Origin of the sequence: Exilibacterium tricleocarpae (assembly GCF_007004655.1) — a bacterium.
GTDB classification, from domain to species: domain Bacteria; phylum Pseudomonadota; class Gammaproteobacteria; order Pseudomonadales; family Cellvibrionaceae; genus Exilibacterium; species Exilibacterium tricleocarpae.
Map to the genome: position 1 here is coordinate 315,674 of NZ_ML660091.1, position 22,831 is coordinate 338,504.

A 22,831-nucleotide genomic window follows, 5' to 3' on the forward strand; every position below is an offset into this window, starting at 1 on the left:
AAAAGCCGCTATGCTGCGGGCACCGACCGCTGCACCGACGGGTCCGCTATGAAACATCTGTTGATCGTCTATCACAGCCAGACCGGCAATACCGCCAGGTTGGCCGAAGCGGCGCTGGCCGGCGCCGGTGCCGAGACGGACACTGAGACCCGGCTGTTGCGGGCCTTTGATGCCGGGCTGGACGATCTGCTCTGGTGTCACGGGCTGCTGCTCGGCACCCCGGAGAACTTCGGCTATATGAGCGGCGCGATAAAGGATTTTTTCGATCGCACCTACACCGACGCCGAACCGCTGGACCTGCAATTGCCCTACGCCCTGTTTGTCTCCGCCGGCAATGACGGGTCGGGGGCGGTGCGGGAAATGGACCGCATTCTGCGCGGCTATCCAATGAAAAAAGTGGCCGACCCGGTCATTGCCAAAGGCGATATCACCCCTGCGCACCTGGCGGCAGCCTCGGAATTGGGGCTGACTCTCGCCGCCGGCCTGGCCTTCGGTATTTTTTGACGTCAGGCGCCGCCTCGCCCCCTATTTCCGGTTGCCTGGCTTCCCCGTTGGTGTAAGCTGAAAAGCCATCAGGACCTCGCTGTGGAGTCCCGTTATGCAATACGCCGATGTCATGCATCAATTCGCCACCCGGCACTCGCTGGAAGATCTGACCGACGAAACCCTCAAACATCTTTATGACGGCAATTTCAGTATCGATAAGGCCCACGACTTTATCCGTTTCTACCGCCGCATCGAGGCCGAACTACTGACGCACCCGGCAATCGCCAACAATCCCTATACGACCTGGTTCAGGCAGGCAGACCTGCGCGATGCTCAAGTGCGCCACTTTTTGGTGCAGTTTTCGGTGGTAATCAACCAGCTTCTGATCGCCCGCGCGCATCGGGTCGTCAATGCCGGCACCGCAGAGCAGGTGCGCGACGGCCAGTGTCTATTGCTGGAGATGTTGGGCGTACCGGGCGAAGATTCAAAGGCCCATCCCGCCGGCGCGCCGTCGATCGGTGATGCCGGTGTCAGTGCCACTCCCGCTACCAGCCGGTTCGAGGGTCTGGTAGCGCTGGCCGAACAACTGGGATTGAGCTGTGGCGATCTCGGCCATCGCGACCAGGGCACTCCCGGCACGCTGTTTTTATGCGACGAGTTGCTGCGACTTTACGCCAGCACCGATATCACCACCGCCGAGGCGGCGGCGTTTGCCGTCGACAACTGGTCAACGACGGTTTTCTGGCGCGACCTGGTCGAGGGCATGACACGCTACCAGGCCAGCCGTTGTGTGTCCCTGCCGACCGCCGTGTTCGAACGGCTGGCCGACGATACGCCTTTCTATGATAAGGAAAAGTTGGAGAACAGTTACTTTACCAACAACCTGGACGAACAACTGTATATGACAAGAGGCTACGAAATGCTCGACGGGATTTATGCCTTCTGGAAAGGATTGGACGACGATCGCAAACACCTGCACTGAACCGCTGCCATTTGCCAAGCCCGGCTCAATTCGATGAGCTGCCTCCAAGCGCATGTGACCCGATGCGGTTAGTGTTTGGGTTAAGTTGGGATAAAAGCGTTGTTTTAGGGGGTGCCGCCCGGCGCGGGTGGCACAGTCTCGATTACATAACTAGCTTACAACATGGCTTCCAAACAGCTGCGAGCCAGTTTTCTACAGCGCGCCGGCGACCAGCCCTGTTGCGGCTCGGGCGCGTTGGCGGCATCTTTAAACGGCATTTCCAACGTCATCGCCAGGCAGCCGAAGTGCTGGGCAATGTAGTTGGTGCACATACTAAGGTTACCCTGCCCCGGCGCAGCGACCGGGTAACCGTAACGGGTTTGAAATTCGGGATTCAATTCAGCCAGGTGATGGCGATAACCATCGAGTTCCTGCTGCCGGGTCGGGCTCCAGTCGGGGACCCCTTCGGCGCCGGCGATAAAGTTGTAAGGCAGCGCCTCGTCACCGTGCACATCGAGACAGAAATCCACCCCGGTCTGCTGCATCTTTTGCCTGACGACGAAAACTTCCGGTGTCGCCGCTTCACTTGGTTCCAGCCAGGCGCGGTTTAAATCGCGGCCGCAGGCATTGGTTCTGAGATGGCCGCGGGCACTGCCGTCGGGATTCATATTCGGCACCAGATAGAAAACGTATTGCGACAACAGTTTACCGGCCACGCTGTCGTCGCTGTCTAACAAACGCCCGATACATCCCTCCATCCACCACTCGGCCATGGTTTCGCCGGGGTGTTGCCGGGCGATGATCCAGGCGGTTTTTTTACCGGCGCCGGCCTCACCGACAGTCAGCAACTCGATCTCATGACCGTCGGGCGTCTTTCCCAAACTCTGATAACTGACCAGCGAGGATTCTCGGGCCCGGTTGATAAGCTGGCGGTGCTGCGCCAGCGTATAAGGCGCAAAGTAAGCGTAATAAACTTCGTCCCGGGTCGGTTGATGACGAATGGTCAGGGACTCGCCATCAAAATCGGTCGGCACCCTGAACCAGGTATCCTGATCGTAGGAGGCAACCGCGTGATAGTCCCGGAACCCATCCACGTAGGATACCTGCCCGGCATTTTCGATCACCATGCGGCAGGACGCGTTCGCCGCCCCGGTCAGGCAGAAATAAAACCACTGCATTTCCTTGCTGTCGTGGTCGGGCAGGATACTGAGGCGGATATTGTCGGGCGCGGCCGCGGCGATACAATGAATATTGCCACTGGTAAAATCACTGGAGATTTTCATAACACGGGATTACCGGATTTGTGGATTGATGTTCGGGACAGTAAAGACAACTGCAACAAAACGGATTGCAAAAAATCAAATTGTCCCCGGCAGTTACAGGGGTAATTTTTCACGATCGCCTCACCCCGGTAAACTTCGGTACTGCCGGGGCAAGACTATAGCCGCTAACAGGCCACAACCTCAAGCGCGGACAAATGCCGTGTGGAAACTCACTCAGGGCAGCATCACTATTGCGGGGAGATGACAGAGAACACGACTTGGCTGAGCCGGTCTGGCTTGAGGCCCGGCCGCCCGTGTGGGCAACCAGGCGCCAGGCCGGGTGGTTAAATAACAAACAAGTCCATAAACGCGTTGACCGGTGTCGCCTCCAGTGCCTGTTGATCCTTACAAAGCGAAAAGATCGCCGCACAGCGTCCGGCCGGAAAGCGGGTGGCCAGATTGCGCTTGAACTTCTCCTCCAGCACCGGAATACCCTCTTCGCGGCGGCGGCGGTGGCCGATGGGATACTCCACCTCGACTTTTTCGGTGGCGGTCCCGTCTTTGAAAAAGACCTGCAACGCGTTGGCAATCGAGCGCTTGTCGGGATCGTGGTACTCCTCGCTGTAGCGCTTGTCTTCAACGACCTCCATTTTTTCGCGCAGCGCGTCGATAACCGGGTTAGCGGCGTGGAAACCATCTTCATAGTGCTCGGCCACCAGATCGCCGAATGCCAGCGGCACTGCCGTCATATATTGAAGACAGTGATCCCGGTCGGCCGGGTTGGCTAGGGTGCCCACCTTGGAGATGATGCGAATGGCCGATTCGTGGGTAGTGATAACGATGCGATCGATATCGGCCAGGCGGTCTTTCACCTGCGGGTGCAAAGTAACGGCGGCCTCACAGGCGGTTTGCGAATGGAACTCGGCCGGGAAGGAAATTTTGAACAGTACATTTTCCATCACATAGGTGCTGTAGTCGCGCTGGAACTTGAAGACGCGGTCCGCTTCGGCTTTTACCTGCTGATCGGCGTTGGTTTTGGAAAAAGACACGTCGTAGAAACCCCACTGTGGTGCCGTCAGCACGCCGGGAATACCCATTTCACCGCGCATCGACATATCCGCCAGGCGCACGGCCCGGGAGGTGGCATCGCCGGCGGCCCAGGATTTGCGCGAGCCGGCATTGGGCGCGTGGCGATAGGTGCGCAGCGCCGAGCCGTCGACCCAGGCCTGGCTCAACGCCGCCATGATCTGCTCCCGATCGCCGCCCAGCAGCCGCGTCACTACCGCTACCGAGGCCACCCGCACCAGCAGCACATGACACAGGCCCACCCGGTTAAACGAGTTTTCCAGTGCCAGCACACCCTGGATTTCGTGGGCCATCACCATGCTTTCCAACACATCGCGCATGGTCAATGGCGCCTGTCCGTTCGCGACCCGCACCTGCGACAGGTAATCGGCGACGGCGAGAATACCGCCCAGGTTATCTGAGGGATGTCCCCACTCTGCCGCCAGCCAGGTGTCATTGTAGTCGAGCCAGCGAATGATACAGCCGATATCCCAGGCCGCCTTGACCGGATCGAGCCGGAACTGGGTGCCGGGCACACGGGCGCCGTGCGGTACCTGGGTGCCGTCCACCAGCGGCCCCAGATGTTTGGTGCATTCGGGAAACCGCAGCGCCAGCAGGCCGCAACCCAGGGTATCCATCAGGCAGTTGCGCGCCGTGTCCAGCGCCTCCTGGGATTCAATCTTGTAGTTCAGCACATAATCGGCAATATCCTGGATGACCTGGTCGTAGTCGGGACGGTTGGCGATATCAACATTAGCACTCATAGTAACGATTTCTAACCTCTAACTGTGGGTTCAACAATTCCGGTGCAACGGGGTTTGAATAGCGATCGGCGGCCGCCGTCAGCGCGATTCGATCGGCGGCACGGGGCGCAGGTCTGCGCCGGTGTACTCGGCAGACGGGCGGATAATGCGGTTGTCGGCCCGCTGCTCGAACACATGCGCCGCCCAGCCCGTCAAGCGCGAGCAGACAAAAATCGGGGTAAACAATTTGGTCGGTATGCCCATAAAGTGGTAGGCCGAGGCGTGAAAGAAGTCGGCGTTGCAAAACAGTTTTTTCTCCCGCCACATAACCTCTTCACAGCGCACTGACACCGGATAGAGCACGTCGTCACCCACCTCCTTGGCCAGCTTCTCGGACCAGCCTTTGATGATCTCGTTGCGCGGATCGGATTCGCGATAGATGGCGTGGCCGAACCCCATAATCTTCTCCTTGCGCTCGAGCATGCCCATAATGCCGGCCTCGGCCTCTTCCACCGAGGTCCAGTTCTGGATCATGGCCATGGCCGCCTCGTTGGCGCCGCCGTGCAGCGGTCCGCGCAACGAGCCGATGGCACCGGTCACACAACTGTGCAGGTCCGACAGTGTCGAGGCGCAGACCCGGGCCGTGAAGGTCGAGGCGTTGAACTCGTGTTCGGCATAGAGAATCAACGACACGTTCATCACCCGCTCATGCAGTGCGTTGGGCTTTTTCCCGTGCAGCATGTGCAGAAAATGCGCGCCGATCGTGTCGTCGTCGGTTTCGGTCTCGATGCGGTCGCCGTCGTGACTGTAGCGGTACCAATAGCAGATGATACTGGGAAACGCCGCCAGCATCCGGTTGGCCTGATCCAGTTGTTGGGAAAAATCCGCTTCGGTTTCCAGGTTGCCCAACATGGAACAGCCGGTGCGCATCACGTCCATCGGATGGGCGTCGGCGGGAATGCGCTCGAGCACCTCGCGCAATGCCGCCGGCAAGCCGCGCTTGGTTTTCAGCAGTGCTTTGTAGTCGGCCAGTTCACCGCGGTTGGGCAATTTGCCGTAAAAGATAAGATAAGCGACTTCCTCAAACTCACAGTGTTCTGCCAGGTCCTTAACGTCATAGCCCAGATAGGTTAAACCCGAACCGGACACGCCGACGGTGGACAGTGCCGTTTTACCTGCGACCTGGCCTCTGAGACCGGCGCCGCCGAGTTGTTTTTCTGCCATGGAAGTTCTCCTGACTGTCAATGTTTGAATGTATGAATGAAGCGCTGTAACAGGATTCTTTGATCTGACCCTGAAGCCTGTTAATTGGGTTTACTTGTTTTTACCCTGGGAAAACAGCTCGTCGAGCTTTTCTTCATAGGCGTGGTAACCGAGATAATCGTAGAGTTCCATGCGGGTCTGCATGGTGTCAACCACTGCGGTCTGGTCACCCTGCGCCAGAATGTTTTTATAGACCTGCTCGGCGGCTTTGTTCATGGCGCGAAACGCCGACAGCGGGTAGAGCACCAGGTCCACACCCCAGTCCGCCAGTTGTGACTTGTGGTAGAGCGGGGTTTGTCCAAACTCCGTCATATTGGCCAGCAGCGGCACATCCAGCGCCGCGCGAAACGCCCGGTAGTGCGGCTCTTCGGTAACGGCCTCGGCAAAGATGCCGTCGGCACCGGCCTCGACACAGGCGCGGGCCCGCTCCACTGCCTTCTCCAGTCCCTCCTGGGCAAAGGCGTCGGTGCGCGCCATGATAAAGAAGTCGCTGTCGGTGCGGGCATCCACCGCCGCTTTGACCCGATCCACCATTTCCGCCTGACTGACAATTTCCTTGTTGGGCCGGTGACCACAGCGTTTCTGCGCCACTTGGTCCTCGATATGTACCGCTGCCGCGCCGGCCTTCTCCATATCGCGAATGGTTTTGGCAATATTGAACGCACCGCCCCAGCCGGTATCGATATCCACCAGCAACGGCAGTGGCGTGGCGGCGGTAATGCGCCGCACGTCCTCGAGCACATCGTTTAACGACGTCATACCCAGGTCGGGCAGTCCGTAGGATGCGTTGGCGACACCGCCGCCCGACAGGTAGATGGCCTGGTGGCCGATAGCCTGCGCCATCATGGCGGCGTAGGCATTGACGGCCCCCACGACCTGGAGGGGTTTGTTATTGCGCAGGGCCAGTCGAAACCTGGCGCCGGGGCTGAGCGGTTGTGTCATTGAGCGAGTCCTCTGTGATCATTGCGGGGCCCGGCCGGCCGTGCGCTGTCCGCGAGGCGGGCGGCGTCGGCGGGCGGGTCGGATTGCAGGCGTTTTTCGATATTTTGCCGGGAGGCACGGATATGGCGTCGCATCAGTATTTCCGCCAGTTCGCCGTCCCCGTCCTCGATGGCGTCGATAATCTGGCTGTGCTCACTGAAGGCGCGGCGGGCGCGGGGACTGGGCATGCCGAACTGGTAGCGGTAAAACCGTACCAGGTGGTAGAGGTCATGGCACAGCAGGCCGATCAGTTTGGCATTGTTGGAACCCTGCACGATCCGGTAGTGGAAATCCAGATCCCCCTCTTTCTGAAAATAGGCGCGCCCTTCCTGTAAGTCAGCATTTTGCATATGCGCCTCGAGCAGGCGCCGCAGCTCGTCGATCTCTCCCTGGCTCATATGCTCGGCCGCGAGCCGGCAGGCCATGCCCTCCAGCGCCTCGCGCACGAGATAGAGTTCCAACAGTTCGGTGGTGTTCAGCACGATCACCCGGGCACCGACATTCGGTTTGCGCACAATCAGGCGGCAGGCTTCCAGGCGGCTTAGGGCTTCGCGCAAAGGACCGCGGCTGATACCGTAGGCCCTGGCCAGCTCCGGCTCACTGATTTTGCTGCCGGCGGCGATCTCACCTTCGACTATGGCCCTGACGATCTGCTCAAAGACCTTGTCGGCAATAGTCACCGGCGACCCGGGTACGGCGCTGTCGGCGGACACAGATTGCTGCATTTCAGTGGTTGTGGAAATAGGTTTAAACTTCCCTTTCGGCGTTTAAATTGTCGACAATCTGGAAAAGCGCAGCCATTCTATTGCCAATATAGACTCCAGTCAATCGACAAAGTCCTTTATATGTCGACAATCTTAGCAATCGCCCTCTTATAGTGCTTGTCTATTTAGGTTTAGGTGAGCCGTCATCTCAGGTATTAGAGAGGTCGCTATCCCGGGCATGGAGGGGGCGGCCTCTACCTGTCATATATTGCGGTCAAACTGCGGTGGCGCTGGTGGAGCCAAGCGGCATTTACAGGCATAATGCCGGCCTTCGATGAGAAGTTAGTGACAAATACGCATGGCCCGAAAGCTGCTCAAGCGTTGGATGCCGGACCCGACGAATGTAAAGAAGAACCCCTCCCTGCACTTTCTGGGAGATTTGCGTCACGACCCCAACCTGTTTCACCTCAATCGGCACTCGGTATCGGTGGCATTTTTTGTCGGCGTTTTTTGCGCGTTTCTCCCTATACCCGGGCAAATGCCTATCGCCGCCATCGCCGCGTTGCTGGTGCGCTGCAACCTGCCGCTGGCGGTGGCGTTGGTCTGGATCAGCAACCCTGTGACCATTCCGCCGATTTTTTTCGCTACCTACGAACTTGGCCGCTGGATTTTACAAACGCCGGAAATCCAGTTTTCCATTGAGTTGTCCTGGGAATGGGTGACCACCAAACTGGTAAAACTTTGGCAGCCGCTATTGGTGGGATCGCTGTTGTCGGGGATATTTTTTGGCACCTTGGGCTATGTGACCATGCAACTGTTCTGGCGCTGGCATGTGGTGAGCAACTGGCGCAAGCGCCAGCAGATGCGTAATGATACCAGGGAGAATCGCTAAGGGCTTGCACCGTCCAAGCTGTATAAGACCTTGCCACCCTGATCGGTTCACACCGGAAGTGAACCTAGTCCGCTGGCACCATCGAGGTTTTAACTCGCAGCAATCTGCCCAATCAGGGACGGGGTGGTGCAGGGTGTTTTTCAGCCCCACACTTCAACCCCGTGCCAACAGTAGGGTGTAGTAGCAGGCAGTGCCCGATGGCAGAGGTCGCGGTTCCGGAAGGCTGAAAAATACCCTGTACCGGCGCGGCCCGTGCCGGGTGGCACGCCCCAAAATCCCAGCCAATAACAAGACCTTCTAACAAGCCAGCCAATCCATTGACCCGGCGCCTCCTATCGCAACCGTTGTAACGCAGCCTCCAACATATTATCCCGTCCACTCTCCAACAGGTCCGCATCGGGCGTCACCGCAATATCCGGCGCTATCCCTCTCTGCTCAAAAAACTCCCCCTCGGCCGAGTAAATCCGCTGAGTGGAAAGCGTGAACTGCCACCCGTTGGGCAACTGCCTTGGAATTCCCTCCGAAAAAATACCGAAGGTCTTCTCACCCATGACCGTCACATTCGGCAGCGACTTCAAAATCAGCGTCTGCCAATCCCCGGCACTGACCGTATTGCTGCTGGTCAACACAATCACAGGCTTATCCAGGAAAGCCACTGCCTCCGGCTCGATATAATGCGACACCGGCGCATGGTAATCGTCATAACCACCGTCGCGCACCCGATGTGACAGGGCGAGAAACCGCTCTTCAGTCAGGCGCCCGGCGAGCATCTTAGTCAGATCCCCCGAACCACCAATATTAAAACGCAAATCAATAACCAGGGCATCCATATCCGCAAATCGGCTAAACACCGTATCCAGCATATCGGCGTAGGGTTCGATATCCCTGCGCCCGGCACTGAGCAGGTACAACAGCGAAAACTCAAACGGCGCCAAGGGCGTATCGGCGTAACCATCGTAAGCAAAAATATTCAGGTAACCGATGCGTTCATCGACAGTGCCTATCACCACATTGCCGTTGCCAAGCACGTTAGTATCGGCATCAAAACTATCCAGATACGCTGCGATAACACCCTGATAAGCCTCCTGGTTTTCCATCATCCAGCGCGACGGCGCAGTCGCGACATCTCGCGATACCGCAACTCTTTCGCCGGCAAAATCATACAGCCGTGTATGACCGTCATTGAGTTCGGCAATCATGGCGGCCAGCACACTCCACAAAGCGTCCGCAGTAGTGTGCTGGTCGATCTGCGGGCGGTATTGATCGTATAGCGCCTGCCAGGAAGTGCCCTCCAGCAAATCAAAAAACGCGTAGTACTGTTCGAATGTCTGCCAGAAGATTTCAAAGTTCACTTCCGGGTCGGTGGTCGGGCCGGTAACATCCGCCACCGGCAGCGCGGCGGCCTCCTCCGACAACGCGAGCATTTCGGCAAAACTGATCGCCACATTGTCGCGGTAGTACATATTGCCGTCAGCAATCGTGCCCTGCCCGACCCGCAGTCGGCTGAGCGGCGTAAACTCATACCAGTCATAGGCCGTTCCCGCCGCATTGACCTCGACAGCAAAACCGTTGCCCTTGACCTCCCAGACACCGGCCAGGCTGCGATCGAATTTGGCTGTCACGCGAGTGGATTCATCCAGCGTGACCACACAGACACCGGTGCCGGTGCAGTCGTCGTGGTCCCAACCGGCAAACACGGACCCCTCCGCCGCGTTCGCCGTCAGTGTTACCCGCTTGTCATCGGCATAATAGTACGAGCAATCGTTGCCACAGCTAATGCCCCGCGGTGAACTGACTACCCGGCCGCTGCCGTCGCCATTTTTTTTAACGGTCAGTTTATTAATAATATCCTTGTCGCCGTCGCCGCAGCCGGCAATGCCAACCACCGCCGATAACATCAACCAGGACAAATAACGGTAACAATAATGGCGCGGAGTACCCATAGCGCTTTCCTCGAACTGTTAGTAATACGATTGAGGCGCGGGTCCACAGAACCCGGCTACCTGCAGAAAGACGCCAGTGTAGGCAGGGAGACCGTCATGATCAGTGGGGTTTTAGTGACGGTTTGTGACAGACCCGTTGGCGATAGACGCCTCGGTGGTAGCGGTATGAGTGACTGATAAGACACGTGACAATCAGCGGGTTATTCGTAGCGCAACGACTCCGCCGGATTGACTTTGCTGGCGCGCCAGGCCGGGTAGAGCGTGGCGATAAAACTCATCGACAACGCAGTCACCGCCACCAAAACGCTGTCGGCGGCGCGAATTTCTGCCGGCAGATAGCTGATGGGATACACATCGGATTTTAGAAACTGGATACTCAACACCTGCTCGAGCCAGGCCACCAGGTCCTGCACGCACAGCGACAGCCCCAAGCCAACCGCGACCCCAAGCACGGTACCGACCAGGCCAATCAGGCTGCCCTGTACCATAAACACCGCCATGATTTCACCGCTACTGGCGCCGAGGGTACGCAAAATAGCAATATCACCGTGTTTATCGACCACCACCATGACCAGTGTCGATACCACATTAAAGGCGGCAATGGCGATGATCAAAAGCAGCAGTAATCCCACCAGGTTTTTGGAGATTTGAATCGCATGATAGAGATTGCCGTGCGTGCGGGTCCAGTCCGACCCGTAGTAACCGGCGGGTAGACTGCGCACCAGATCGCGAATGGTGACGGCGGCCTGAAACAGATTATCGACACGCAGCCGCAGGCCGGAAACCCGGCCGGGAAACGACGACAATTGCGAGGCGGTGGCGAGACTTACCAGTGCCAGACTGTTGTCCAACTCGGTGCCGGACTCCAGTATTCCCAACACCGGCAGTGCCAGCACTTTGGGAGTCCGGCTTTGACCACCAAATGCCGGCACAAACAGGTTCACCCGCTGGTCGATACCGGCACTCAGTTCCGCCGCCACCCCCGCGCCCAGAATCACGCCGCCGTCGCTTTCCAGACGACTTAGCAGTCCCGGGTCCAGATAATTTTCCACCACGGATATAGCCGCCTCGCGCACCGGGTCCACACCGTAAAGCAACACCGGTGTGGCCTTGCGGCGATGGGCCACCATGCCCTGTAGTTGCACAAAGGGTGCCGCATCGACAATCGCCGGTTGCGCCAGCACCTGGCGTCGCAGGGCCTCCCAGTCCGCCACGCCCTCGCGGTGATAGACGGCAGCCTGGGGCACAATGCCCAGAATTCGCTCGCGCAGCTCCCGCTCGAAGCCGTTCATAACCGACAACACCACGATCAACAGACCGACCCCCAAGACCAGACCGGCAATGGAGATACCGGAGATAAATGAAACCAGTTGGTTGCGGCGTCGCGAACCGGTGTAGCGCAACCCGATAAACAGTGGAAACGGATTAAACACCTGCCCCTCCGCAGCTCATGCCGGTGCCGGGTGACGGGCGCCCAGACACCCGTTCTCCAGATGTAAAACCCGGTGCATGTTACTGGCGAAACGTTCGTCGTGGGTCACCACAATGAAACTGGTGTTGAGTTCGCGGTTGAGATCGTCCATCAATCGTTGAATCGACTGGGCCGTATGGCTGTCCAGGTTACCGGTGGGCTCGTCCATCAACACACAGGCCGGCCGGTTCACCAGGGCGCGGGCGATGGCCACCCGCTGGCGCTCCCCACCGGACAACTCGGCGGGTTTGTGGCTCAGGCGTGGCGCCAGCCCCACCAGGGCCAACATCTCAGTGGCGCGCTGGCGAGCGGTGGCAGGCGTTACTTTGCCGATCAGCAGTGGCATGCAGACATTTTCGAGCGCGGTGAACTCGCCCAGTAAGTGGTGGAACTGGTAGACGAAACCCAGATCACTGTTGCGGATGGCGCCGCGCTGATTGTCGGTGAGAGAAGAGAAGGCCTGTCCCCTGACCAGAACTTCGCCGCCGCTGGGTTTATCGAGCCCGCCCAGCAGGTTCAGTAACGTGGATTTACCGGCACCGGAGGCGCCCACGATAGCCACTTTCTCACCGGCGGCAACGGCAAAGTCGACATTGTCGAGCACGACCACATCCTGCGGCCCCTGGGTATAGGTTTTACTCAATTGCCGGCACGACAATACTTCTAACTGCATAGGTTTCTGATTCATCTGGTTTCCGTTTAGTACGCGCTCAACCGGGTGCACTCCCCTCTTTTAAGGGCACCTCTCCCAGCGGCACGGTGCGGGGACGTAACTTCAGTTGCGTCCCCTTAGAATGGTGCCACTCCCTTTTTTAAGGGCACCGCCTCCGGCGGCACCGGTTAAGGGACGGTTCGGTTAAGGGGACGGAGGGAATACGGTTAAGGGGACGGAGGGAATAAAAAATAATCCCTCCGTCCCCTTAACCAAAAATAATCCCTCCGTCCCCTTAAACTGACGGGTTCACGACGTGTTTCTGAAGGCCCTAGCCAGAGCCAGACCGGTCAGTTGGCACACATTTGCTTAAGGAAGTGCCATTCCCTCCGTCCCCTTAACCGCTTTTTGCTAAAGAACCACCAAAAGCAGGCACCTGAGGCGAGTGCCATTAGACATAGCGCCCCTCACTCATACCGCAACGCCTCAGCCGGCTCTATCCGCGAAGCCCGAAACGCCGGATACAACGTCGCCAACACACTGATCACCAAACCACAACCGGCAATCAGAACCGCATCGGCCAGGCGCCACTGCGACGGCAACCGACTAATAAAATAAACGTTCGGATCAAACACGCTCAAACCCAGTATCCGCTCCAGCCAATTGGCTAAGTCCCCGACAAAGTGCGCCGCCAGCGTGCCCAGCACAGCCCCGATCACCACACCAATCACACCCACTGCGCTGCCTTGGACGATGAAAATCGCCATCACCTGACGCGACGACAGACCCAGGGTGCGCAGCACCGCAATATCACTGCGTTTGTCCGCCACCATCAATACCAGGCTGGTGACAATATTGAACGCCGCCACCGCCACGATAATCATCAACAGCACGGTAATCACCGTCTTTTCCATCTTCACCGCCTGAAACAGGCTGCCCTGGGTGCGACTCCAGTCTTTACTGACATAACGGCCGGCGCCCTCGGCCGACAGCGCCTGCGACAGTTCCGCGACTACCGGCCCGGCCCGGTAAATATCGTCCACCTTGAGCTGCAACCCCTGCACCCCGTCGCCGTAACGGTAGAGTTTTTGTGCATCGGCCAGATGGATCATCACCAGGTTCTGATCGACCTGGGCACCCACCTCAAACACCCCAACCACCGTAAAGCGCTTCATACGCGGAAACGCCCCGGCCGGAGTCAGCGTAATTTCCGGCAGTGTCAGCGCCACCTTGTCGCCGCGCGCCACGCCCAGATAGCGGGCCAGCAGGTTGCCGAGGACGATACCGTACTGGCCCGGCTGCAAATCCTCCACCGCCCCCAACACCATATGCCGGCCGATTACCGACACCTGGCCCTGGGCCGCCGGCAGTATGCCCTGAATACTGACCCCCTGCACACCGTAATCCCTTGAGATCAGACCGAAACCGGCGATATAAGGCGCCGCGGCCACCACTTCCGGGTGTGCCGCGACCCGGTCAGCCAGCCCGGACCAGTCCGACAAGCGCGGCGTTTGATCGATAAACCCGTGAGGAATCACACTCAGAATACGGTTTTTCAGTTCCCGGTCAAAACCGTTCATCACCGACAGGACCACAATCAGGGCAAACACCCCGATCGCCATCCCAAACAGGGAAAACCCGCTGACAAAGGAAATAAACTGATTGCGACGCTTTGAACGCGTGTAACGCAAACCGATAAATAAGGGTACGGAACTGTGCATCTGCGCATTAAACCTAAATTGCCCCGCTAAATCCACCACGGCTCGCTAAGGGATTGAAAATTCATGTTTTTTATTGATATCGAGCCACGACCGCCGAGCCTGCGGACACCGGCAACCGTGTTGTTAGACTATTCTTAATGCGCTACTTTCTTTTATATCCCTCGCCGCCGGCGCCGCGGTTTGCGCGGCCTTGATACGGCAGCCGGGCAGACAGCCCCGGGGCTCGAGCAAAGGACACAAGTTGACCATGAGTGAGAAAAATAATAATCCAAACGACACTCCCCCACCCGCAACCGGCGCCGGTAAAACCTCCGAGCGGCGCAGCTTCTTTCGCATCAACCAGGATATCGTGCTGGACTATAGCGCGGTCAGTGCCGACATCGCCAAAGGCGGGGACAGCACCGACCTGTTCCCGGCATCGCGACTGACCGATCTCCTGTCCGGTCTGCGCCGACTCGACAGTGAATCAGGCCAATTATTGCACTCCATCACAGAAAATAATCGGCAAATCGCAGACTATCTGAGCAATCTGAACAAAAAACTCGAGCTGCTGACCCAGCATATTCTGCTGGGGGAGACGCAACAGCAGCCGGTGCGCACCACTAGTGTCAACCTCAGTGAGGGGGGTATTGCCTTTGCCACCAACAAGCCGCTTTACAAAGGCAGTTTTGTCGCGCTGCGTATGATGTTTTTACCCAGCTATACGAGCGTGGTACTCTTTGCGCAGGTGATTCGCAGCGAAACCACAGCGGACGACCACCACCACTTGGTGGCCAAGTTCTTGCGGGTACAGGAGGCGCAGGCGCAGGTATTGTCGAGGCAGATTATGCAGGCGCAGTTACAGGCAAAACGCCGGCAGCAGGCGTCTGACTAGGTGGGTTTATCGAGCAGTTTTATGGCGAGTTAGATAAAAAGCCGAGCAATGGGAGGCACAGGGTAACAGTGAACAAACGCATAGGTACCAACCTGCTACTGGCCGCAATACTGGCCGGCAGCGCGGCAGTAACGGCAGAGACCATCGAAATTCCGGTGGGGCAGCAGGCCCAGGAAAAGTGGTCGCTGGACCGGCCGGTAAAGGGTATGAACAAGCAGCAGGTCGAAGCGCTGTTTGGCCGCCCCCAGGTGTGGAATGATCCCACCGGTGATCCGCCGATTTCCAGTTGGGTGTATAACGAGTTCGTGGTCTACTTCGAGTACGAACATGTTATTCACACCGTGCTGAAGCATCTGTCGAGCGAGGCTCAGACACAGTAAGGAGCCATCTCTTACAGACACTACTCCTCCGGTGGCACGGTGCGGGGACGCAACTAAAGTTACGTCCCCGCACCGTGCCACCGGGGGAAACTAAACCCCAGCTACACTCACTGCAACCGATTCACTCGATTCACGCCATCCAACGCCGCTACCCGGTAAGCTTCTGCCATGGTCGGATAGTTAAACGTGGTATTCACGAAATAGCGAATATCGTTAGCCTCACCCGCCTGCGCCATAATGGCCTGGCCAATGTGGATGATCTCCGAGGCCTCGGCGCCGAAACAGTGAATCCCCAGGATTTCCCAGGTATCGATATGGAACAGTAACTTCAACATACCGACATCTTCACCACTGATTTGCGCCCGCGCGGTATTTTTGAAAAACGCCCTGCCGACTTCGTAAGGCACCCGGGCGGCGGTGAGTTGACTTTCAGTCTGGCCGATCGAACTGATTTCCGGCAGCGTATAAATACCGGTGGGAGCATCCTCCACGTAGCGGCAGGGCTGCTTGAGTATCGCCGCCGCGGCACTGCGACCCTGGTCATAGGAGGCGCTGGCCAGACTCGGCCAGCCGATCACATCGCCCACCGCGTAGACATGTTCGACATCTGTCTGGTAGGTTTGGTTAACCCGCAACTGGCCGCGGTGGTCGGCCTTGAGATCGATATTATCCAGCCCCAGCTTTTCGGTGTTGCCGGTGCGGCCGTTACACCACAGCAGGGCATCGGCGCGCAGGCGTTTACCGGACTGCAGTTGCAGGGTCACACTGTGTTTATCGGCATTTACCGCTTCATACTCTTCGCAATGGCGGACCATCACACCGATCTCGCGCAGGTGATAGCTCAGCGCATCGGATATTTCATCGTCGAGAAACGTCAACAGCCGCTCGCGGCTGTTGATCAGATCGACCTTGATCCCCAATCCGGCAAAGATAGAGGCGTACTCACAACCGATCACGCCGGCACCGTAAATAATCAGATGCCGGGGCGTGTGCTGCATATCCAGTATGGTGTCACTGTCGTAAATGCGACGGTTCTTGAAATTCACATCGTCGGGATGATAGGGCCGTGAACCGGTGGCGATAATGATGTTTGCTGCGGTCACCGTCTCGGTGCCGCCGTCGGGGAGTTGCAGCTCGAGGGTGTGAGCATCGACAAAGCGGGCCCCGCCGATATAAAGTTTTACGCGGTTGCGCGCATAGAATTCGGAGTGCAGCGCCACTTGTTTGGGAATCACCCGCACCGCTGCTTTCAACACCTGGGGAAACTTCAGCCAGCGGGTATCGCCGACGGTCCGAAACAACGGGTTGCCGTTGAAACGGCTAATCTGCTTGACCGCATGACGCAGCGCCTTGGAGGGAATAGTGCCTTTGTGGGCACAACTGCCGCCCACCAGCGGCCGGTCCTCCACCACTGCCACCCGCAGGCCGTTTTTTACCGAGGCCATGGCGGCGCCCTCTCCCGCCGGACCCGAACCGACAACCAGGACGTCGTAGTTGTATGCGGGGCTGCCGCTATAGTCGGCCATTGGCGCTCGTACCCTCTCCGCTTACTCCAGCTTCAGCCATATCCTCTGTGATCACGGGCTCTCCAAATTTTTCTTTGTCTGCCGGCCAGTCGTTTCTCAACAACTTATTGGCCGGCACTCACTTATCAGCATTGTAAGCAAGGTCGGTCGACGCCGGTTTGTTCTGTTGTTGTGCTTCCTCACACTTGGCCTCGTCACCGCCGCAGAGTTCACAGACATAGTCTTTTTCCTTCAGCGCCGCGCCCACGCCGCCGCAGGAACCGGTGATGGGTTTACGTCCCAGGATCACGCCGATGGACATGGCAGCCACTATCAACAGCAACACCAGGAAGCTCACGATGATCACAGTCATACCAACACCTCGCTCAGGTCACGGCAGATACGGCTCGAATGTCGGCGAGTAATACTCGCGAAAGCCCGCATCCACCTTTTCAATAAAATATGCCGCTATATCCTGCTTGGTGGCCAACGCCAGGGCTGCCGTCGGCCCGAGCACGTTCAGTGCCGTGGCCAGGGCATCGGCCTCGGCACTGGTGGGTGCCACTACCGTCACCGACGCCAGCGGGTGATCGATGGGATATCCCGTGCGCGGATCGATGGTATGAGAGTAGCGTTTGCCGTCTATCTCATAATAATTTCGATAATCACCCGAGGTGGCCACACCCGCATTGGTCACTTTAAACGCTTTGCCCGCACCACCTGCCAGCGACGGCGTTTCGATACCGATACGCCAGTGACGGCCGCCGGCGTTGACCCCTTTCAGCCGCAGTTCGCCGCCAATCTCCACCAGATAATCCAACGCGCCCATTGTATCAAATAAGCGGGCCAGGCGATCCACACCGTAGCCTTTGGCGACGCCGGACAGGTCCACCGACACCGGCGCGGTCTTGCGCAGCGCGGTCCTGTCAGGGTGTATGGCAACAGCGCGGTAACCCACCTGCTGTAACGCCCGCGCAACGGCCTGGGGCGCCGGTACCTGCGTGCGCGGCTCGGGTCCAAAGCCCCACAGGTCCACCAGCGGACCCACCGTCGGGTCAAAAGCGCCGCCGCTGAGTTCACTGATGCGGTGACTGATACGCAAGACATCGAACAGCGTCTGTGACACTTCAATCCACTGGTCGATCGGCGCCCGGTTAAAGCGGCTGAGTTCAGAATCCGGCCGGTAGGTGGACAAATGCCGATTGACAGTTTCCAGCTCCCGCTCCACGGCTTTTTGCAGTTTCACCCGATCGGCTTGCAGTCCCACCAGCGTAATGTGATAGCGGGTGCCCATGGTATTGCCTTCGAGCTTGGTAACACCGGGCCCGCTGTCGGCGCAGGCGGTGAGCAAAAGCGCACACAAAAACCAAAACGAGGCCGGCACTGCCGACCCCCTCGTAACTGCTAACAATGTAATCACTGACAATGCAACGGCTGAGAAGCGGCGGCGCTTAACCACCAAAGTCGTCGAGCATGATATTTTCTTCTTCGACACCGAGGTCTTGCAGCATCTTGATCACCGCGGCGTTCATCATGGGCGGACCGCACATATAGTATTCACAATCTTCGGGCGCCGGGTGATCCTTCAGATAATTGTCGTAGAGCACGTTGTGAATAAAGCCGGTCATGCCTTCCCAGTTATCTTCCGGCTGCGGATCGGACAGGGCGATATGCCAGTCGAAGTTGTCGTTTTCCGCCGCCAGCATATCGTAGTCTTCCTGGTAAAACAGTTCCCGCAACGAGCGGGCACCATACCAGAAAGACAGTTTGCGCTTGGTCTGCAACCGCTTCAGTTGATCGAAAATATGCGACCGCATCGGCGCCATACCGGCACCACCGCCGATAAATACCATCTCGGCATCGGTGTCCCGGGCAAAAAACTCACCGAACGGCCCGTATACAGTGATAGTGTCACCGGCTTTGAGGTTGAATACATAGGAGGACATCTGCCCCGGCGGAATACCCTGGCTGCCCGGCGGTGGCGTGGCGATGCGGATATTGAATTTGACGATACCCTTTTCTTCCGGGTAGTTGGCCATGGAGTAGGCGCGGATGACCGGCTCGGTGATCTTCGACTCCAACTTAAAGAAACCGAATCGTTCCCAGTCGCCCCGGTACTCTTCTTCCACCTCAAAATCGCTGTATTTTACATGGTGCGGTGGCGCCTCCAACTGCACATAGCCGCCAGCGCGAAAATCGACGTTCTCACCTTCGGGCAAGCGCAGGGTCAGCTCCTTGATAAATGTCGCCACATTGGGATTGGACTCGACGGTGCACTCCCACTGTTTGACCCCGAAGACATCCTCGGGCACCTCGATAACCATATCCTGCTTGACCGGCACCTGGCAGGACAGACGCCAGCCGTCCTGGGCGTCGCGACGGGTGAAATGCCCTTCCTCGGTGGGCAACATGGAGCCACCGCCGGCGCTGATCTTACACTTGCACTGCGCGCAGCTGCCGCCACCGCCGCAGGCTGACGGCAAAAACAAACCGTTACCCGCCAATGTCTGCAGCAATTTGCCGCCGGCGGGAACCTTGAGGGTTTTCTCGCCGTTGATTTCGATACTGACTTCGCCGGTGTTCACCAGTTGCGCGCGGGCACTCAGGATCACAAACACCAGTGCCAGCACAATGGCCGTAAACATAATGACGCCGAACACAATCTCGATATTCATGTTTCGTCTTTACCTCGCCGATTACAGGTCGATGCCGCCAAACGACATAAAGCCCAAAGACATCAGGCCCACCGTAATAAAAGTAATACCCAGTCCCCGCAGCCCGTCGGGTACGTCACTGTACTTCATTTTTTCACGGATACCGGCCAGCGCGGTGATCGCCAGCGCCCAACCGACCCCGGAGCCGGCACCAAACACGACGCTCTCGCCCAGGTTGTAGTCGCGCTGTACCATAAACAGCGATGCGCCCAGAATCGCGCAGTTCACCGTAATCAGCGGCAGGAATACACCCAGCGCGTTGTACAGGGCCGGCACGTATTTATCCAGCACCATTTCCAGAATCTGCACCAGCGCGGCGATCACGCCGATATAGCTGATCAGTCCGAGAAAACTGAGGTCCACTTCCGGCAGGCCGGCCCAGGCCAGGGCGCCGTCGGCCAGCAGGTAGGTATACAGCAGATTGTTCACCGGCACGGTAATGGTCAGTACGACAATCACCGCAATACCCAGCCCCAGGGCAGCTTCGACTTTCTTGGAAATAGCCAGGAAGGTACACATGCCGAGGAAAAACATCAGCGCCATGTTTTCCGTGAAGATGGCCCTGATAAAAAGGCTTAAATAATGTTCCACGATTAAGCCTCCTTCGCCACAGTATTGGCAGACATTTTAAAGTCGGGCTCTTCGACCTGGTCTTTCTTCCAGGCGCGGATCGCCCAGATAAACAGGCCGATCAGGAAGAACGCACTGGGCGGCAACAGCAGCAGGCCGTTGGAGACAAACCAGCCGCCTTCGGTGGCCAGGGGCAGAATTTCGTACCCCATCAACTTGCCGGCGCCAAACAACTCGCGGATCACCGCCAACCCGATCAGGATGACGCTGTAGCCCAGGCCGTTGCCGATCCCGTCAATGAAGCTCGGCAGCGGTGGGTTTTTCATCGCGAAGGCCTCAGCGCGCCCCATGACGATACAGTTGGTGATAATCAGGCCCACAAATACCGACAACTCCTTGCTGATATCGTAGGCTACCGCTTTAAGCACCTCATCCACCAGAATCACCAGGGAGGCAATAATCGTCATCTGTACAATGATACGAATGCTGTTGGGGATATGGTTGCGCACCAGGGCGACAAAAAAGTTGGAGAAGCCGGTCACCAGGGTCAGTGCCACACACATCACCAGTGTGACCCGCAAACTGCTGGTCACCGCCAGCGCTGAACAAATCCCCAAAATCTGTAGGGCAATGGGGTTGTCGTTAAAGATCGGGTTAAACAGGAGTTCTTTTGTCTTCATCAATCAGGCCTCCCCTCTTTTCAGGTTGTCGAGAAATTCGGCAAAGCCGTTCTCGCCCAACCAAAACTGAACTAAATTGTGCACGCCGCGCGCGGTCAGAGTCGCCCCCGACAGCCCATCCACCTCGTAGCGGGCATCGGGGTCGGCCTTACCCTTGACCACTTCAATGGCAACACCGCCGTCGTCGCCATACACCTGCTTGCCGGGCCAGGAGGCTTTCCAGTTGGGGTTGTCCACTTCGCCGCCGAGACCCGGCGTTTCACCGTGTTCGTAAAACCCCAGGCCGACTACGGTATTGAGATCACTGTCCAACGCCAAAAAACCATAGAGCGTCGACCAGAGCCCGTAACCGCGAATGGGAAGAATGATTTTTTCCAATCCCTGATCACCTTCTACCAGGTACACCTCCGCATACTTCTCAAGGCGGGAAATCTTGGCAATATCGTCATCGGGATTGAGTCGCTCGGACAGCGCCGGGTCCTTGGCCGCTTTGCGCTGGTCGTATTTGTCCGGGTCCACCGCATCGGTAAACCGGCCGGTGCTCAGGTCCACCACCCGGGTGGTGATCTCGGCAAACTGCTCTTCGACCGCCACACTCTCATCGCGCATGCCCGCCGCCTGGAGAATATTGCGCTTGAAGTCCTGCGCTTTGTTGGCAACCTGCGCCGGTCTCAGCAGCACCGCAGCGGTGGAGACCACCACTGAACAGACGAAACACAGTGACACCGCCACCAACATGGTCTTCTTGATCGAGTCGTTGTTAGCCACGGGCAAGCCTCCGCTTGATATTCGACTGAACGACAAAGTGGTCGATCAGGGGGGCAAATAGATTGGCGAACAGGATGGCCAACATCATACCCTCTGGGAACGCCGGATTCACTACCCGAATCAGCACCACCATGAAGCCGATCAGCGCGCCGTACCACAATTTACCTGTGTCGGTCATAGAAGCGGACACGGGATCGGTCGCCATAAAGATCATGCCAAATGCAAATCCGCCCATCACCAGGTGCCAGTACCAGGGCATACCAAACATGGGGTTACTGTCGACATCGCCGGTGAAGTTAAACAGTGTCGAGGTAACGAACATGCCGAGCATAACGCCGAGGATGATACGCAGCGACGCGATACGGGTAATGATCAGGAAAAACCCGCCCACCAGAATGGCCAGCGTCGAGACCTCGCCGATGGAGCCTTGCATTTTACCCAGAAAGGCGTCGAGCCAAGTCATTTGGCTCTGGAGTTCGGCCATGCCCTGGGAGGCGGCAACCGACAGGCCCGTCGCGCCGGTATAACCGTCGACGGCAGTCCAAACGGCATCGCCGGACATCTCGGCGGGGTAGGCAAAGAAGAGAAACGCACGCCCGGTCAACGCCGGGTTGAGGAAGTTTTTACCGGTGCCGCCAAACACTTCCTTGCCGATCACGACACCGAAAGAGATACCGAGCGCCGCCTGCCACAGGGGCACATCGGGCGGACAGATCAGGGCAAACAGCACTGAGGTGACAAAGAAGCCTTCGTTCACCTCGTGTCCCCGCACCATGGCGAACAGCACTTCCCAAAAACCGCCCACCACAAAGACCACCATATAAAGTGGCAGGAAGTAGGCGGCACCGTGCCACAGGCAATCCCAGACGCTGTTCGGATCGTAGCCGGCAAACAGTTCGATCAAACCGCCGCGCCAGCCCTCCACAGCGGCAATGCCCATATCCACCATAATGGTATTGGCCTGCCAACCGAGGTTGTACATGCCGTAGAACATGGCGGGGAAGGTACACATCCAGACGGTAATCATGATCCGTTTCAGATCCACACCGTCGCGCACATGGGCGGTGGTTTTGGTGACGTCCGAGGGCCGGTAGAAAATGGTGTCCACCGCTTCGAACAGTGCATACCACTTCTCCCACTTGCCACCTTTGTGAAAATGGGGCTCGATACTGTCGAGATACTTGCGCAACGCCATG

Annotated in this window: 22 protein-coding genes; 5 read left to right on the forward strand and 17 right to left on the reverse strand. The window is 57.8% G+C overall.

Annotated elements, in window-relative coordinates:
* Positions 1-48: 48 nt before the first annotated feature.
* Together FKG94_RS09570 and FKG94_RS09575 are read left to right on the forward strand one after the other, a co-directional pair.
* Positions 49-504, forward strand: a complete 456-nt coding sequence (locus FKG94_RS09570; RefSeq protein WP_142903989.1) for a flavodoxin family protein — start codon at positions 49-51, stop codon at positions 502-504.
* A gap of 94 nt (positions 505-598) precedes the next feature.
* Positions 599-1,468 (forward strand): hypothetical protein, encoded by an 870-nt coding sequence (locus FKG94_RS09575; RefSeq protein WP_142903990.1) that lies wholly within the window; start codon positions 599-601, stop codon positions 1,466-1,468.
* Between the two features lie 155 nt (positions 1,469-1,623).
* Here FKG94_RS09575 and FKG94_RS09580 read toward each other — a convergent pair whose 3' ends face one another.
* From FKG94_RS09580 to FKG94_RS09600, 5 genes are all read right to left on the reverse strand, one after another.
* On the reverse strand, positions 1,624-2,730 hold the full coding sequence (locus FKG94_RS09580) for a M14 family metallopeptidase (RefSeq protein WP_142903991.1): 1,107 nt from the start codon (positions 2,728-2,730) through the stop codon (positions 1,624-1,626).
* A 323-nt stretch (positions 2,731-3,053) separates the two neighbouring features.
* Positions 3,054-4,538 (reverse strand): bifunctional 2-methylcitrate dehydratase/aconitate hydratase, encoded by a 1,485-nt coding sequence (locus FKG94_RS09585; RefSeq protein ID WP_142903992.1) that lies wholly within the window; start codon positions 4,536-4,538, stop codon positions 3,054-3,056.
* Positions 4,539-4,616: 78 nt separating this feature from the next.
* Entirely contained in the window at positions 4,617-5,741 is a 1,125-nt protein-coding gene (gene prpC / locus FKG94_RS09590; RefSeq protein ID WP_142903993.1) for a bifunctional 2-methylcitrate synthase/citrate synthase, read from the reverse strand.
* Positions 5,742-5,831: 90 nt separating this feature from the next.
* Positions 5,832-6,722: a methylisocitrate lyase gene (prpB, locus tag FKG94_RS09595; protein WP_142903994.1), complete on the reverse strand. Its 891-nt coding sequence runs from the start codon at positions 6,720-6,722 to the stop codon at positions 5,832-5,834.
* Positions 6,719-7,486 carry a GntR family transcriptional regulator gene (locus tag FKG94_RS09600; RefSeq protein ID WP_142903995.1) on the reverse strand — a complete coding sequence of 256 codons (768 nt, stop codon included), beginning with the start codon at positions 7,484-7,486 and terminating at the stop codon, positions 6,719-6,721. Before FKG94_RS09600 ends, prpB begins: the two co-directional genes overlap by 4 nt.
* A gap of 337 nt (positions 7,487-7,823) precedes the next feature.
* Here FKG94_RS09600 and FKG94_RS09605 point away from each other — a divergent pair, with 337 nt between their 5' ends.
* Entirely contained in the window at positions 7,824-8,357 is a 534-nt protein-coding gene (locus FKG94_RS09605) for a DUF2062 domain-containing protein (protein ID WP_142903996.1), read from the forward strand.
* Positions 8,358-8,689: 332 nt separating this feature from the next.
* Here FKG94_RS09605 and FKG94_RS09610 read toward each other — a convergent pair whose 3' ends face one another.
* The 4 genes from FKG94_RS09610 to FKG94_RS09625 form a co-directional block, all read right to left on the reverse strand.
* Positions 8,690-10,300, reverse strand: coding sequence for a S41 family peptidase (locus FKG94_RS09610; protein ID WP_142903997.1), 1,611 nt, complete (start codon positions 10,298-10,300; stop codon positions 8,690-8,692).
* A 200-nt stretch (positions 10,301-10,500) separates the two neighbouring features.
* A complete protein-coding gene (locus FKG94_RS09615; protein ID WP_142903998.1) occupies positions 10,501-11,733 on the reverse strand; it encodes a lipoprotein-releasing ABC transporter permease subunit in 1,233 nt (410 codons plus the stop codon).
* A 15-nt stretch (positions 11,734-11,748) separates the two neighbouring features.
* The gene (lolD, locus tag FKG94_RS09620; RefSeq protein ID WP_142903999.1) at positions 11,749-12,459 is read right to left on the reverse strand and encodes a lipoprotein-releasing ABC transporter ATP-binding protein LolD; all 711 of its coding nucleotides are present in this window, start codon (positions 12,457-12,459) and stop codon (positions 11,749-11,751) included.
* Positions 12,460-12,890: 431 nt separating this feature from the next.
* Positions 12,891-14,144, reverse strand: a complete 1,254-nt coding sequence (locus tag FKG94_RS09625) for a lipoprotein-releasing ABC transporter permease subunit (protein WP_142904000.1) — start codon at positions 14,142-14,144, stop codon at positions 12,891-12,893.
* A 247-nt stretch (positions 14,145-14,391) separates the two neighbouring features.
* Between FKG94_RS09625 and FKG94_RS09630 the strand changes: the two genes are divergently transcribed.
* On the forward strand, positions 14,392-15,018 hold the full coding sequence (locus tag FKG94_RS09630; protein ID WP_142904001.1) for a PilZ domain-containing protein: 627 nt from the start codon (positions 14,392-14,394) through the stop codon (positions 15,016-15,018).
* 68 nt (positions 15,019-15,086) lie between these two features.
* The gene (locus FKG94_RS09635) at positions 15,087-15,398 is read left to right on the forward strand and encodes a hypothetical protein (protein ID WP_142904002.1); all 312 of its coding nucleotides are present in this window, start codon (positions 15,087-15,089) and stop codon (positions 15,396-15,398) included.
* Positions 15,399-15,505: 107 nt separating this feature from the next.
* On the opposite strand, the gene sthA is transcribed toward FKG94_RS09635, so the two are convergent.
* The 8 genes from sthA to FKG94_RS09675 all read right to left on the reverse strand — a co-directional run bounded on the left by sthA (position 15,506) and on the right by FKG94_RS09675 (position 22,830).
* A complete protein-coding gene (gene sthA, locus FKG94_RS09640; protein ID WP_142904003.1) occupies positions 15,506-16,924 on the reverse strand; it encodes a Si-specific NAD(P)(+) transhydrogenase in 1,419 nt (472 codons plus the stop codon).
* Between the two features lie 118 nt (positions 16,925-17,042).
* Positions 17,043-17,276 carry a (Na+)-NQR maturation NqrM gene (nqrM, locus tag FKG94_RS09645; protein WP_142904004.1) on the reverse strand — a complete coding sequence of 78 codons (234 nt, stop codon included), beginning with the start codon at positions 17,274-17,276 and terminating at the stop codon, positions 17,043-17,045.
* A gap of 18 nt (positions 17,277-17,294) precedes the next feature.
* Positions 17,295-18,287 carry an FAD:protein FMN transferase gene (locus tag FKG94_RS09650; protein WP_142904005.1) on the reverse strand — a complete coding sequence of 331 codons (993 nt, stop codon included), beginning with the start codon at positions 18,285-18,287 and terminating at the stop codon, positions 17,295-17,297.
* A gap of 67 nt (positions 18,288-18,354) precedes the next feature.
* On the reverse strand, positions 18,355-19,578 hold the full coding sequence (gene nqrF / locus FKG94_RS09655; protein WP_142904006.1) for an NADH:ubiquinone reductase (Na(+)-transporting) subunit F: 1,224 nt from the start codon (positions 19,576-19,578) through the stop codon (positions 18,355-18,357).
* Between the two features lie 21 nt (positions 19,579-19,599).
* Entirely contained in the window at positions 19,600-20,208 is a 609-nt protein-coding gene (nqrE, locus tag FKG94_RS09660) for an NADH:ubiquinone reductase (Na(+)-transporting) subunit E (protein ID WP_142904007.1), read from the reverse strand.
* A 2-nt stretch (positions 20,209-20,210) separates the two neighbouring features.
* Positions 20,211-20,867, reverse strand: a complete 657-nt coding sequence (locus FKG94_RS09665) for an NADH:ubiquinone reductase (Na(+)-transporting) subunit D (RefSeq protein ID WP_142904008.1) — start codon at positions 20,865-20,867, stop codon at positions 20,211-20,213.
* Between the two features lie 3 nt (positions 20,868-20,870).
* Entirely contained in the window at positions 20,871-21,635 is a 765-nt protein-coding gene (locus tag FKG94_RS09670) for a Na(+)-translocating NADH-quinone reductase subunit C (protein WP_142904009.1), read from the reverse strand.
* A complete protein-coding gene (locus FKG94_RS09675; RefSeq protein WP_142904010.1) occupies positions 21,628-22,830 on the reverse strand; it encodes an NADH:ubiquinone reductase (Na(+)-transporting) subunit B in 1,203 nt (400 codons plus the stop codon). The genes FKG94_RS09670 and FKG94_RS09675 overlap by 8 nt, the downstream gene beginning before the upstream one ends.
* Between the last annotated feature and the right edge of the window lies 1 nt (position 22,831).